The organism is Pseudomonas sp. DCB_BI (genome assembly GCF_026240995.1).
Lineage (GTDB): Bacteria > Pseudomonadota > Gammaproteobacteria > Pseudomonadales > Pseudomonadaceae > Aquipseudomonas.
In genome coordinates this window covers 1-12,537 of record NZ_JAPFCG010000012.1, presented here as the reverse complement: position 1 = coordinate 12,537, position 12,537 = coordinate 1, and the positions used below count along the sequence as shown (strand labels likewise).

The 12,537-nt window shown below is 62.9% G+C and carries 11 protein-coding genes; 8 read left to right on the top strand and 3 right to left on the bottom strand.

The window, feature by feature from the left end; all coding sequences use genetic code 11:
• Positions 1-108 precede the first annotated feature (108 nt).
• Positions 109-1,761: an acyl-CoA dehydrogenase family protein gene (locus tag OO258_RS14415; protein WP_266031121.1), complete on the bottom strand. Its 1,653-nt coding sequence runs from the start codon at positions 1,759-1,761 to the stop codon at positions 109-111.
• A gap of 157 nt (positions 1,762-1,918) precedes the next feature.
• A complete protein-coding gene (locus OO258_RS14410) occupies positions 1,919-3,910 on the bottom strand; it encodes a hybrid sensor histidine kinase/response regulator (protein WP_266031119.1) in 1,992 nt (663 codons plus the stop codon).
• A gap of 265 nt (positions 3,911-4,175) precedes the next feature.
• Here OO258_RS14410 and OO258_RS14405 point away from each other — a divergent pair, with 265 nt between their 5' ends.
• The 4 genes from OO258_RS14405 to OO258_RS14390 all read left to right on the top strand — a co-directional run bounded on the left by OO258_RS14405 (position 4,176) and on the right by OO258_RS14390 (position 7,657).
• Entirely contained in the window at positions 4,176-4,973 is a 798-nt protein-coding gene (locus OO258_RS14405; protein ID WP_266031117.1) for a hydroxymethylpyrimidine/phosphomethylpyrimidine kinase, read from the top strand.
• A 13-nt stretch (positions 4,974-4,986) separates the two neighbouring features.
• A complete protein-coding gene (thiE, locus tag OO258_RS14400; RefSeq protein WP_266031115.1) occupies positions 4,987-5,610 on the top strand; it encodes a thiamine phosphate synthase in 624 nt (207 codons plus the stop codon).
• A gap of 17 nt (positions 5,611-5,627) precedes the next feature.
• Positions 5,628-6,911 carry a glutamate-1-semialdehyde 2,1-aminomutase gene (hemL, locus tag OO258_RS14395; protein WP_110746044.1) on the top strand — a complete coding sequence of 428 codons (1,284 nt, stop codon included), beginning with the start codon at positions 5,628-5,630 and terminating at the stop codon, positions 6,909-6,911.
• A gap of 200 nt (positions 6,912-7,111) precedes the next feature.
• A complete protein-coding gene (locus tag OO258_RS14390; protein WP_110746043.1) occupies positions 7,112-7,657 on the top strand; it encodes a tetratricopeptide repeat protein in 546 nt (181 codons plus the stop codon).
• A gap of 3 nt (positions 7,658-7,660) precedes the next feature.
• Here OO258_RS14390 and OO258_RS14385 read toward each other — a convergent pair whose 3' ends face one another.
• The gene (locus OO258_RS14385) at positions 7,661-7,987 is read right to left on the bottom strand and encodes a DUF1820 family protein (protein WP_016489346.1); all 327 of its coding nucleotides are present in this window, start codon (positions 7,985-7,987) and stop codon (positions 7,661-7,663) included.
• 180 nt (positions 7,988-8,167) lie between these two features.
• Here OO258_RS14385 and OO258_RS14380 point away from each other — a divergent pair, with 180 nt between their 5' ends.
• The 4 genes from OO258_RS14380 to lnt are packed head-to-tail and all read left to right on the top strand — an operon-like array spanning position 8,168 to position 12,023.
• Positions 8,168-9,166, top strand: a complete 999-nt coding sequence (locus OO258_RS14380) for a PhoH family protein (protein ID WP_266031111.1) — start codon at positions 8,168-8,170, stop codon at positions 9,164-9,166.
• Complete coding sequence (gene ybeY / locus OO258_RS14375; RefSeq protein WP_266031109.1) at positions 9,159-9,632, top strand: rRNA maturation RNase YbeY; 474 nt, start codon at positions 9,159-9,161, stop codon at positions 9,630-9,632. The genes OO258_RS14380 and ybeY overlap by 8 nt, the downstream gene beginning before the upstream one ends.
• Positions 9,633-9,657: 25 nt before the next feature.
• A complete protein-coding gene (locus tag OO258_RS14370; protein ID WP_110746040.1) occupies positions 9,658-10,497 on the top strand; it encodes an HlyC/CorC family transporter in 840 nt (279 codons plus the stop codon).
• 8 nt (positions 10,498-10,505) lie between these two features.
• Positions 10,506-12,023: an apolipoprotein N-acyltransferase gene (lnt, locus tag OO258_RS14365; RefSeq protein WP_266031107.1), complete on the top strand. Its 1,518-nt coding sequence runs from the start codon at positions 10,506-10,508 to the stop codon at positions 12,021-12,023.
• Positions 12,024-12,537 lie beyond the last annotated feature (514 nt).

Sequence of the window (12,537 nt, the reverse complement as noted above, 5' to 3'; positions counted from 1 at the left end):
CATGCATGAGAACCATCTTGCCTGCCTTCCAGACTAATTACACCCCCATTGATCAGTGTTGATCAGCAGGCATGCTCCCACCGGTGCCGAACTTGCCCGGTTGCGTGCTCAGCCCGCCCAGGCAGGCGTAGCCCTTGCCACCAGCGCGTCCACATCCACACCGCGCGGCAACGCCCCATACACCCGCCCGCTACCCGTCAACCGGCTGCCGATAAACGCATCACTGACCACTGCATTCCCCGCCTCCAGCAGCAGCTTGGCCTGCAGCGCCAAGGCAATATCCTCGGTCAACTGCCGCGCACGGTACTGAATGTCGCCCGTATCGGCAAACGCCCCCTTGAGGTTGCCGATATGCGCGGCCAAGCGCGGGTCGCCGTGCCCGTCGCCCAGTTCGGCGAACAGTGCGTCGAGCACCCCGGGCTCCTTGGACAAGGCCCGCAGCACATCCAGGCACTGCACATTGCCCGAGCCTTCCCACGTCGAGTTGACCGGCGCTTCGCGGTACAGCCGCGGCAGGATGCTGTCCTCCACATAACCCGCACCACCCAGGCATTCGGCGGCCTCGTTGATCATTGCCGGCGCACGCTTGCAGATCCAGTACTTGCCCACGGCGGTCACCAAACGGGCGAAGTGCGCCTGCTGCGGATCATCCAGTTGCTCAAGCGCCTGCCCCATGCGCAGGCTAAGGGCCAGCGCAGCCTCGCTCTCCAGAGCGAGGTCGGCGAGTACGTTCTGCATCAACGGCTGCTCATTCAACACACGCCCTCCGACCTTGCGGTGCGCGCAGTGGTGGGTGGCCTGGGTCAACGCCTGGCGCATCAGCGCGCTGGAACCGACCATGCAGTCGAAACGGGTCATGGCGACCATTTCGATGATGGTCGGCACGCCGCGCCCTTCTTCGCCGATCATCCACGCCAGCGCGCCGCGGAACTCCACTTCGCTGGATGCATTGGAGCTGTTGCCCAGCTTGTTCTTCAGGCGCTGGATGTAGAACTGGTTACGGCTATCGTCCGGTCGATGGCGCGGCAGCAAGAAGCAGCTCAGGCCTTTCTCGGTTTGCGCCAGGGTCAGGAAGGCATCGCACATGGGCGCCGAGCAGAACCACTTGTGGCCAACCAGCTCATAGGCCTGGCCCGGCCCCGGCGCACTGACCGGGTAGGCCCTGGTGGTATTGGCCCGCACATCGGTGCCCCCCTGCTTTTCAGTCATGGCCATGCCCAGGGTGACCCCGGCCTTGTGCCGGTCGCCGACATTGCGCGGGTCATATTCGCAGGAAAGGATTTTCGGCAGCCAGTACTCGGCCAGTTCCGGTTGCAGGCGCAGCGCCGGCACCGCGGCGAAGGTCATGGTCAGCGGGCAGCCAGTGCCGGCTTCGGCCTGGCTGTGCAGGTAGGTCATCGAAGCCCGCGCCACATGGGCGCCAGCGCGGGGCTCTGCCCACGGCAGCGACGGCAGGCCATGCTCGACGGCGGTACGCATCAGCTCGTGATAGGCCGGGTGAAACTCCACCAGGTCGATGCGATGGCCATAGCGGTCGTGGCTGATGAACTCGGGCTTGTGCGCGTTGGCCAGAAAACCTGCCTGCATCAGCGGGCCGCCCGCCAGGGCGCCGTAGGCATCTATCCGCGACTCTGCCCAGCCCGCGCCGAAACGCCGTGCCCACTCCTGCAATGGCAGGTCGAGGCGGTACAGGTTGGCACCGTCGAGGGACGGAGGCTGGTTGGTAACTTCGTGGGTTTCAGCGTACTGGTGCAGGTTCATCGGGGGGCTCCTGAATCCGGGTAGGCTTGAGAGACCCAGTGAAGCACTGCTTGCGGGGTAGTCAAAGGGGCATTAATGACTAAACATGTGGTGGGGGTGGCGCATGCCTTGGCAATGCACCTGGGCTGACAGGTGTTCACCGCAACCTCTTCAGCCCCTATGAGATCGAGCGCCGTGTCTGCAGCATATTCGGGCTCATCTGCACCTGCGCCACCGCCATGTTCAAACTCAATTCGAACCGGCTCCCCAATCCGCGCGTCGACTCGTGCGCCAACCGCGCGCCAAGCAACTCCCCCATCTGCCGGCAAATCGACAACCCGATCCCCAACCCGCCATAACGCCGGGTCATCGAGCCATCCACCTGGAAGAAGCGCTGATACAAGGTCGCCTGGTCCAGGTCATCAAACCCAATTCCACTGTCACTGACAGTAAAGGTCAGCGCCAGATCATCCGGCCCCACGCGGCGCCCGCGCACCTGGATCACCACGCCGCCCTGATGGGTGAATTTCAAGCCGTTGTCGACCAGGCACTCGAGGCAACGCGCCAACTTCGGCCCATCACCCAACAGCCCATCGGGCAAATCGGCCGGGATGTCCAGGCTCAGGTACACGCCTTTACTCAACGCTTGCCCCGCATAACCGGCGCGCAAAGCCTGCATCAGCGAACGCAGGCTGAACGGCGCCGGCTGGGCACGCAAGCGGCCTGCCTGCAATTCTGACAGGGTAAGTATTGAATCAACCATGTCCATCATGCCCTGCGCCGACCCTACCGCCGTACCATGGTACTGGGCCATCTCGGCCTCCATCGGTAGCGTATGCATCAGCTCCAGCGAGCCAATCACTCCATTCATCGGCGTGCGCAGTTCGTGGGTCACGCTGGCCAGGAATTCGTCCTTCAACCGGTTGCTCCTGGCCAGTTGCAGGTTCAGTTGCTCCAGCGTGCGGCCCGTTTCGCGCAAGGCCTGCGCCTGTTGCTCGCGCAAGCTATTGATGCGGTCGGCCAGCGCCAGCGACAGCAGCGCCACCTCCAGCGCCGAGCCCAGCTGGCTGGCATACATCGTGATGAACACGTTCGGCAGGTACCCCAGCACCATCAAGGTGTTGACCAGGCCCCCCAGCAGGAATGCCGTCCAGGCAATGATGAACCAGCGCGCCACGCGCAAGCCGCGCCACCAGGCATACAGCCCGGCGCCGAAAATGCTCACGGTAAACAGCAACGCCAGCAGCGTGGCCATGCGCAGGGCCAGGCCATAAGGCATGCTCACCGCCAGCACCATGACCACTGCCCCGCCCAGCATCAGCGCCAGCAACAACCGGTCGAGACCACGGCTGATGCTACCCACCTGCAGGAAGTGCCGGGCGAACTGGCAACCGAACAGCCCAGCAGCACCAATGAACAGCGGTGTCGAGGCGTTCGCCCACCACGGGCTGTCTGGCCAGAAGTAAGCCACACCCGCGCCATTCACCGAGACCTGATAAAAGCCGAACGAAGCGATATAGAGAATGTAGTAGAGGTAACTGACATCGCGCACGCTGAGGTAGATGAACAGGTTGTAAACCAGCATCACCAACAACACGCCATAGATCATCCCCAGCACGTACAGGCGAGTAGGTTGCGCCTCCATGTAGGCCTCGGGGGACCACAACGCCAGCGGCGCCTGCACAGAACCTTGACTGTGCAGCCGCAGGTAAGCGGTCGTCACCTGGCCAGGCGGCAGTTGCAGTTCGAACAGATAGTTGTTCTGGCGGATCTGCCGACTGTCGTAAGGCAACGCATCGCCGGTACGCTGGGCCAGGCGGTACACCCCGTCGTGATCGGGCAAAAACAGCTCAAGGTGGTCCAGCGGTGGGTAGGCCAGCTCCAGCAGCCATTGCCGGGGGGCAGCGCCAGGCGCGGCAATGGGACGTAAATCGACCTTGAGCCAGAACACCGACTTGGAATAGCCGGCGTTCAGCACGTCGTCCTGATGGAGGCGAAAGCGTTTGGCGAAGCCAGGGGCGCTGACCTGAGCGATGCTGGCGCTGCCGTCGAGGTCTTCGTAAACCTGCATGGCCTTGCCCAACGGAACATGCCCGGTCGCGTCGTCGAAATCGACCGCTCCGGCCAGCACGGGCAGCAAACCCAGAAGCACAATCAGCAAATAGCGCATACAGCCCCAGCATGGCCTGTCCGGTCGCGTCGCGGTTGCCCCCCATCCGTTTGAGACGACGTGATCCTGCAGAACCCGTTTGTAGAGTTATCCGAGCACTCTAGCATAGCTTCACAACCTGGCAACCGGCGATACCAAAACACAAAGAAAAGGCTCTAAATCAGCACTTACAGATACTAGCCGAGCAATAAACTGACCGATCGATCAACAAATCCGTTTTGTCGGACGATCCGCCCAAACAGGTTTGGTGGTAAGCTCGCCGACCATGAATACCTACAGCTCCCGCCCCGTTGTCCTCTGTCTCTCCGGCCACGACCCAAGTGGCGGCGCCGGCTTGCAGGCAGATATCGAAGCCCTGATCGCCCAAGGCTGTCACGCTGCACCTGCAGTGACCGCCTTGACCGTACAGGATACTGTCAATGTTTCCGACTTCCGCGTGCTCGACCGCGAGTGGGTGCTGGCCCAGGCCAATGCCGTGCTGGCCGATTCCACGGTAGCCGCAGTCAAGCTGGGCATGCTCGGCTCGATCGAGATGGTAGACACCGTCGCCGAACTGCTCGCCGCCCACCCGCACCTGCCGCTGGTCTGCGACCCGGTGCTGCGTGCCGGTGGCGGCGGCCGCCTGGGCAAGGACGAAGTGGGCTACGCGCTGCGCGAACGCCTGCTGCCCCTGGCGACCATCGCGACGCCGAACCTGCCAGAAGCGCGGATACTCGCTGAACTGCCTGAAGGCAGCGCCGACGAGTGTGCCGAGAGACTCTTGCCGTTCTGCAGACACCTGCTGATTACCGGTGGTCACGGCGACGAAGACGAAATTCACAACCGCCTGTACACCCAGGACGGCCAGCTTCACACCTGGACCTGCCAGCGCCTGCCGGGCAGCTACCATGGTTCAGGCTGCACCCTGGCCAGCGCCCTGGCCGGCCGCCTCGCCCTCGGCGAACAGCTGGAAAGCGCCGTGCGCAGCGCCCTGGACTATACCTGGCGCACCCTGCGTGATGCCGAACAGCTGGGCAAGGGCCAGTATGTGCCACGTCGCCTGCCCCTGGACTTCTGCTCCTGATACGAGGCTTTCAATGAAGTTACGCGGTCTGTATGCCATCACCGACAGCCAGTTGCTCGCCGGCCGTTTGCTGTCCCATGTCGAAGCGGCGCTTGAAGGCGGCGTGTGCCTGCTGCAGTACCGCGACAAAAGCGACGACGCGGCGCGCCGCCTGCGCGAAGCCGAAGGGCTGCTGAAGCTCTGCGAGCGCTACGGCACCCAGCTGATCATCAACGACGACGCCGAACTGGCGGCACGCCTGGGCGTGGGTGTGCACTTGGGCCAGACCGATGGCCCGTTGACGCCCGCCCGCGCCCTGCTTGGCCGCAAGGCGATCATCGGCTCCACCTGCCACGCCAACCTCGACCTGGCCGTCCAGGCCGCCAGTGAAGGCGCCAGCTACGTGGCGTTTGGCCGTTTCTTCAATTCTGTTACCAAACCGGGTGCGCCCGCCGCCAACGTCGAACTGCTGGAGCAGGCGCGCGCCCAAGTGAAACTGCCGATTGCCGTGATCGGCGGCATCACCCTCGACAACGCCGCCCCGCTGGTCGCCCATGGCGCCGACCTGCTGGCGGTGATCCATGGCCTGTTCGGTGCCGACAGCGCGCAGGAAGTCACCCGCCGCGCCCGCGCCTTCAATGCCTTGTTAGCATCCTGATTTCGAGAGAACCTTTCATGTCCCGTTCCGAAGACCTGTTCGCCAAAGCCCAGAAGCACATCCCAGGCGGCGTCAACTCGCCGGTCCGCGCCTTCAAGAGCGTTGGCGGCACGCCGCTGTTCTTCAAACATGCCGAAGGCGCCTACGTCGTTGACGAGGACGACAAGCGCTACGTCGACTACGTCGGCTCGTGGGGCCCGATGATCCTCGGCCACGGCCATCCGGACGTACTTGATTCGGTTCGCAAGCAGCTCGAGCACGGCCTGTCCTATGGCGCCCCGACCGCCATGGAAACCGAAATGGCCGACCTGGTCTGCTCAATCGTGCCGTCGATGGAAATGGTACGTATGGTCAGCTCGGGCACTGAAGCCACCATGAGCGCCATCCGCCTGGCCCGCGGCTATACCGGCCGCGACGCCATCATCAAGTTCGAAGGCTGCTACCACGGCCATTCCGACAGCCTGCTGGTAAAAGCCGGTTCCGGCCTGCTGACCCAGGGCGTCCCGAGCTCGGCAGGGGTGCCGGCGGATTTCGCCAAGCACACCCTGACCCTGCCGTTCAACGACATCGCCGCGGTCGAAAAAACCTTGGCCGAAGTCGGCAAGACTGTGGCGTGCATCATCGTCGAGCCAGTAGCGGGTAACATGAACTGCGTACCACCAGCACCAGGCTTCCTCGAAGGCCTGCGCGAGCAGTGCGACAAGCACGGCGTGGTGCTGATCTTCGACGAAGTGATGACCGGCTTCCGCGTTTCCCTGGGCGGCGCCCAAGGCCATTACGGCATCAAGCCGGACCTGTCGACCTTCGGCAAGATCGTCGGCGGTGGCATGCCGGTCGGCTGCTTCGGTGGCAAGCGCGAAATCATGGGCTGCATCGCCCCGCTCGGCCCGGTCTACCAGGCCGGCACCCTGTCGGGTAACCCGCTGGCCATGGCCGCTGGCCTGACCACCCTGAAGCTGATCAGCCGCCCGGGCTTCCACGCTGAACTGACCGACTACACCAGTCGCATGCTCGACGGCCTGCAGCAGCGCGCCGATGCTGCTGGTGTACCGTTCGTCACCACCCAGGCCGGTGCCATGTTTGGCCTGTACTTCAGCGGCGCCGACGATATCGTCACTTTCGACGACGTGATGGCCAGCGATGCCGAGCGATTCAAGCGCTTCTTCCACCTGATGCTCGACGGTGGCGTGTACCTGGCGCCAAGCGCCTTCGAGGCCGGCTTCACCTCCATCGCCCATGGCGACAAGGAGCTGCAGATCACCCTGGATGCGGCTGAAAAGGCCTTTGCTGCACTGAAGTAATTGCCAGCCTGCACCGGTCTCTATAGGCGCGGACTTGCCCCGCGAAGAGGCCGGTACAGGCAATAATTGCCCATGCACAATCAGCTGACTTCCCCAACCAAGCAGAAATTCGAGTAAAACTTTGTAAGGTTGGCGCTGCTTATCCCATAATGTGCCACCAAAGACATTGGCCGCAGCTTTGCAGAGGTAAGTCGATCCCCATGAACCGCACCGGCCGCGCCCTGACCCTGGGCTGCCTGTTGCTTCTTCAGCCCCTGCTGGCTTTGGCGGAGGGCGGTAACTCGCTGCTGATTCCGGCAACGAGCCGCTGCACCTTGAACGTTCAGCCTGAAGACCTGGCAAACGCCCTCAAGTCCTGCGAGCAGACGGCGACCGCGGGGGATGCCCAGGCGCAGTTCGAACTGGGCGAGTATTACTACACGCAAACGCCAAAAAACCTGAACAAGGCGCTGGACTGGTTCCAGAAGGCCTCACTGCAGGGCCACGCCGATGCCCAATACCGGCTGGGCGCGATGTTCTTCCATGGCGAAGGGGTCAAGGCCAACAATGTGCAGGCCTACATCCTGTTGAAGATGGCCGCGGTCAACGGCGCCGAGGATGCGCTGGACATGGCCGACGAAGTCACCGAGCAAATGCCCCGCGACGAGCTTGAGCATGCGACCCAGGTGCTCGGCCAGATTTTCCGCAAGTACCTGCTGGAGCTGCAGAACGCCGAAGGGCGCACGCCGTTCTCGCCACTCCCCTGAGGGTCATTTTTCCGGCATTGGCATCGGGAACGGCATGACATTGCCGCCGCCCTTGGCTTCGCTGATCTTCGCCGTGCCCAGCCGCTCCACCTCATCGATGCGCACGATGGAATGCATCGGCACAAAGCTGCGGATCACCCCCTCGAACTGGCTCTTGAGCTTCTCCTCGCTCGGGTCCACCACCAGCTGCGAGCGCTCGCCGAAAACGAATTCCTCGATTTCCAGAAAGCCCCACAAATCGCTCTGGTAGATCTGCTTGGCGTACATCTCGAAGACCTGCCCCTGGTTGAGGAAGATCACTTTGTAGATGGCGGGTTCGCGCTTGCTCATGTCTGGTGGGATAACACATGCGTAAGAAAAGGGGTGCATGATAACAGATGGCCTTGCTGATCTGCTTTGCCTGCCGGAACAGTCCATGAGTACCCTTGATCGTTTCAGTGCTTTCGCCACTGCCATTCAAGGGTTATTCTTGAGTTCACCTCCATCGCCGTCGAGCGGCTAAAAACGACCTTGAACGCACCCATACAACCCCATCGTTTCATCCTCGAACCCTTCGAGGCCCATCGTTTCGCCAACTTGTGCGGCCAGTTCGACGAGCACTTGCGCCTGATCGAACAGCGCCTGGCCATCGAAATCCGCAACCGTGGCAATCAGTTCGAACTGATCGGCGAACCCAAAACCACCTCCGCTGCCGAACAGCTGCTGCGCCGTCTCTACCGCGAGACCAAGGCCAGCGACCTGTCGCCGGAAACCGTGCACCTGTACCTGCAGGAATCGGCCGTCGAGCACATCGACAACCCGGCCGTCAATGAGGTCAGCGTGTCGCTGCGCACGCGCAAGGGCAATATCCGCCCGCGCGGGCTCAACCAGCAGCGCTACGTCAAGGAAATCCTCGCCAACGATATCAACTTCGGCATCGGCCCGGCCGGTACCGGCAAGACCTACCTGGCCGTCGCCTGCGCGGTGGACGCGCTGGAGCGCGAACAGGTACGCCGCATCCTGCTGGTGCGACCGGCGGTCGAAGCGGGCGAAAAGCTCGGTTTCCTGCCCGGTGACCTGGCGCAGAAAATCGACCCTTACCTGCGCCCGCTGTACGACGCCCTGTACGAGATGCTCGGTTTCGAGCACGTGGCCAAGCTGATCGAGCGCCAGGTGATCGAGATCGCCCCGCTGGCCTACATGCGTGGCCGCACCCTGAACAACAGCTTCATCATCCTCGACGAAAGCCAGAACACGACGCTCGAGCAGATGAAGATGTTCCTCACCCGCATCGGCTTCGGCTCCACCGCCGTCATTACTGGTGACATCACCCAGGTCGACCTGCCGCGTGGCACCAAGTCGGGTCTGGCGCACGTCATCGAGGTACTGAAGGACGTTCCCGGGATCAGCTTTACCCACTTCCAACCCAAAGATGTGGTTCGTCACCCACTGGTGCAGCGCATTGTCGAAGCCTACGACCGCTTCGAAGCCCGCCAGGCCAAGCCCGAGGCGCCCGGCAAAGATGCTTGAACTTGATATACAACGGGCCACGGATGCTGCCGCCCCGGATGACACCGCCTTCCGCCGCTGGTGCGAACTTGCATTGCGCCAGCGCAGCGCCGATTCGGAAATGACCATTCGCCTGGTCGACGAAGCCGAAGGTCGCGAGCTGAACCACACCTACCGGCACAAGGACTACGCGACCAACGTGCTGTCGTTCCCGGCCGACGTGCCCGATGACCTGCTCGACATTCCGCTGCTGGGCGACCTGGTCATCTGCGTGCCGGTGGTTGAGCGCGAAGCCGCCGAACAAGGCAAGTCGCTGGAAGCTCACTGGGCGCACCTGGTCATCCACGGCTGCCTGCACCTGCTTGGCTACGACCACATCGATGATGAGGAAGCCGAGGAAATGGAAGGCCTGGAACGAGAATTGCTGGCAGAACTGGGTCACCCCGACCCGTACGCTGGCGATGAAACCGACACCAACACACACTGATACACGAAGGATCACGAGAACCGCCATGAGCGAAGATCGATCGAGCAACGGGCAGAAGTCCTGGCTGGGTAAACTGACCCAGGCTTTTGTCCATGAGCCGAAAAACCGCCAGGAGCTGCTTGAGCTGCTGCGCGAAGCCCATCAGAACAAGCTGCTGGATAGCGAAGCATTGACCATCGTCGAAGGTGCCATACAGGTCGCGGACCTGCAGGTTCGCGACATCATGGTCCCGCGTTCGCAGATGATCAGCATCAAGGCCAGCCAGTCGCCGCGCGAATTCCTGCCGGCAGTGATCGACGCCGCGCACTCGCGTTACCCGGTGATCGGCGAAAGCCACGACGATGTGCTCGGGATCCTGCTCGCCAAAGACCTGCTGCCACTGATCCTCAAGGAAAACGGCGACAGCTTCAACATCAAGGACCTGCTGCGCCCGGCCACGTTCGTGCCCGAGTCCAAGCGACTGAACGTGTTGCTGCGCGAGTTCCGCGCCAACCACAACCACATGGCCATCGTCATCGATGAATACGGCGGCGTGGCTGGCCTGGTCACTATCGAAGACGTACTGGAGCAGATCGTCGGCGATATCGAGGACGAGCACGACGTCGAGGAAGACAGCTACATCAAGCCGCTACCCAGCGGTGATTTCCTGGTCAAGGCGCTTACCCCGATCGAGAACTTCAACGAGTTCTTCGACAGCGAGTTTTCCGATGACGAGTTCGACACGGTGGGCGGCCTGGTGATGAGTGCGTTTGGCCATTTGCCCAAGCGTAACGAAACCACCGAGATCGGGTCTTACAAGTTCCGTATTCTCAACGCCGACAGCCGGCGGATACATTTGCTGCGCCTGACCCCGATCAGCCGTTAAGGAAAAACATGCGTTGGATCACCCGCCCCGGCTGGCCCGGTAACCTGCTGGCCTTGGCGGCCGGCGCCTCCACCCTCCTTGCCCTGGCGCCGTTCGACATCTGGCCGCTGGCGCTGTTGTCCATCGGCATCCTCTACCTTGGCCTGCGCGAGCTAAGCCCGCGCCAGGCCATGTGGCGCGGCTGGTGGTTCGGTTTTGGCCTGTATGGCGCCGGCACCTGGTGGATCTACGTCAGCATGAACACCTACGGCGGCGCCTCGCCGTTGCTGGCGATCCTGCTGTTGCTGGCATTTTTCGCCGCCCTGGCGTGGTTCTTTGCCTTGCCCACCTGGTTGTGGGCACGCTGGCTAAGGCGCAATGAGGCGCCACTGGCCGATGCCCTGTGCTTCGCCGCGCTATGGCTGCTGCAGGAAGCTTTCCGGGGCTGGTTCCTCACCGGCTTCCCCTGGCTATACGCCGGCTACAGCCAGCTTGATGGTCCGCTGGCAGGCCTGGCGCCGCTGGGCGGGGTGTGGCTGATTTCCTTCACCCTGGCACTCACTGCCGCCCTGCTGTGCAACCTGCACCGCCTGCGCGCCCGCCCATCGTTCCTGGCCATTGCCGCTGTACTGCTGTTGGCGCCTTGGGCACTGGGCCTTGCGCTCAAGGGCCATGCCTGGACCAAACCGGCCGGCGACCCGCTGAAAGTGGCGGCAATCCAGGGTAACGTCGAGCAGGACCTGAAATGGGACCCGGCGCACATCGATGCGCAACTGGCGCTATACCGTGACCTTAGCTTCAGCTCCAAGCCTGCAGACCTGCTGATCTGGCCGGAAACCGCCGTACCGGTGCTGAAAGACCAGGCCCAGGGCTACATCGACGTGATGGGCCGCTTCGCCGCCGAGCGGCATTCGGCGCTGATCACTGGCGTGCCAGTGCGTGAAGTGGTGCATCACCAGCGTCGCTACTACAACGGCATCACCGTGACCGGCGAAGGCGATGGCACCTACCTCAAGCAGAAACTGGTGCCGTTCGGCGAGTACGTGCCGCTACAGGACATGCTGCGTGGCGCCATCGAGTTCTTCAACCTGCCCATGTCGGACTTCGCCCGCGGGCCGGAGGACCAGCCGTTGCTGCAGGCCAAGGGCTACCAGATTGCGCCGTACATCTGCTACGAAGTGGTCTACCCAGAGTTTGCCGCAGGCCTGGCGGCACGTAGCGACCTGTTGCTGACCATCAGCAACGACACCTGGTTCGGCACCTCCATCGGCCCGCTGCAACACTTGCAGATGGCGCAGATGCGTGCGCTGGAAGCAGGCCGCTGGATGATCCGCGCCACCAACAACGGCGTGACCGCGCTAATCGACCCGTTTGGCCGCATTACCGCGCAAGTGCCGCAGTTCCAGCAGGCGGTGCTGTATGGCGAGGTGGTGCCGATGCAGCAACTGACACCGTATCTGCAATGGCGCTCATGGCCGCTGGCGATTGCCTGCGTGCTCCTGCTGGGGTGGGCGTTGCTGGCCGGGCGCATAGCCAAGACCGTCTAAGTGGCGTTACGCGGCCCCTGTGGGAGCGGCTTTAGCCGCGAACACCGGCGGAGCCGGTGCCATGCACCGTGTTGGATTCTTCGCGGGGCAAGCCCGCTCCCACAGGTATCCCGCAGGCTTGAGGCTGATGCAGTACCTGGGGAAACGACCTGCTTGCTCAATTTCTAGAATCTAGCGCGGCACCCTGTGGGAGCGGGCTTGTCCCGAACACGGGCGAAGCCCGTGCCATGCACTGTGTTGGATTCTTCGCGGGGCAAGCCCGCTTCCACAGGCACCCCGCAGGCTTGAGGCTGATGCAGTACCTGGGGAAACAACTGGCTTGCTCAATTTCTAGAAGCTAGCGCAATCCCTGTGGGAGCGGGCTTGTCCCGCGACCACGGGCGAAGCCCGTGCCATGCACTGTGTTGGATTCTTCGCGGGGCAAGCCCGCTCCCACAGGCACCCCCGCTGGCGTGAGGCTGATGCAGTAGGGGGGGAGGCTCGGGGGGTGGTGGGGGTGGGGGGGGGGGGGGGG

What these genes read in the sequence shown, in the direction of transcription:
- OO258_RS14385 (WP_016489346.1), bottom strand. Translation starts at nt 7,987, where the DNA reads ATGAGCAAGCGCGAACCCGCCATCTACAAAGTGATCTTCCTCAACCAG.
- OO258_RS14415 (WP_266031121.1), bottom strand. Translation starts at nt 1,761, where the DNA reads ATGAACCTGCACCAGTACGCTGAAACCCACGAAGTTACCAACCAGCCT.
- ybeY (WP_266031109.1), top strand. Translation starts at nt 9,159, where the DNA reads ATGCTTGAACTTGATATACAACGGGCCACGGATGCTGCCGCCCCGGAT.
- OO258_RS14370 (WP_110746040.1), top strand. Translation starts at nt 9,658, where the DNA reads ATGAGCGAAGATCGATCGAGCAACGGGCAGAAGTCCTGGCTGGGTAAA.
- hemL (WP_110746044.1), top strand. Translation starts at nt 5,628, where the DNA reads ATGTCCCGTTCCGAAGACCTGTTCGCCAAAGCCCAGAAGCACATCCCA.
- OO258_RS14405 (WP_266031117.1), top strand. Translation starts at nt 4,176, where the DNA reads ATGAATACCTACAGCTCCCGCCCCGTTGTCCTCTGTCTCTCCGGCCAC.
- OO258_RS14390 (WP_110746043.1), top strand. Translation starts at nt 7,112, where the DNA reads ATGAACCGCACCGGCCGCGCCCTGACCCTGGGCTGCCTGTTGCTTCTT.
- lnt (WP_266031107.1), top strand. Translation starts at nt 10,506, where the DNA reads ATGCGTTGGATCACCCGCCCCGGCTGGCCCGGTAACCTGCTGGCCTTG.
- thiE (WP_266031115.1), top strand. Translation starts at nt 4,987, where the DNA reads ATGAAGTTACGCGGTCTGTATGCCATCACCGACAGCCAGTTGCTCGCC.
- OO258_RS14410 (WP_266031119.1), bottom strand. Translation starts at nt 3,910, where the DNA reads ATGCGCTATTTGCTGATTGTGCTTCTGGGTTTGCTGCCCGTGCTGGCC.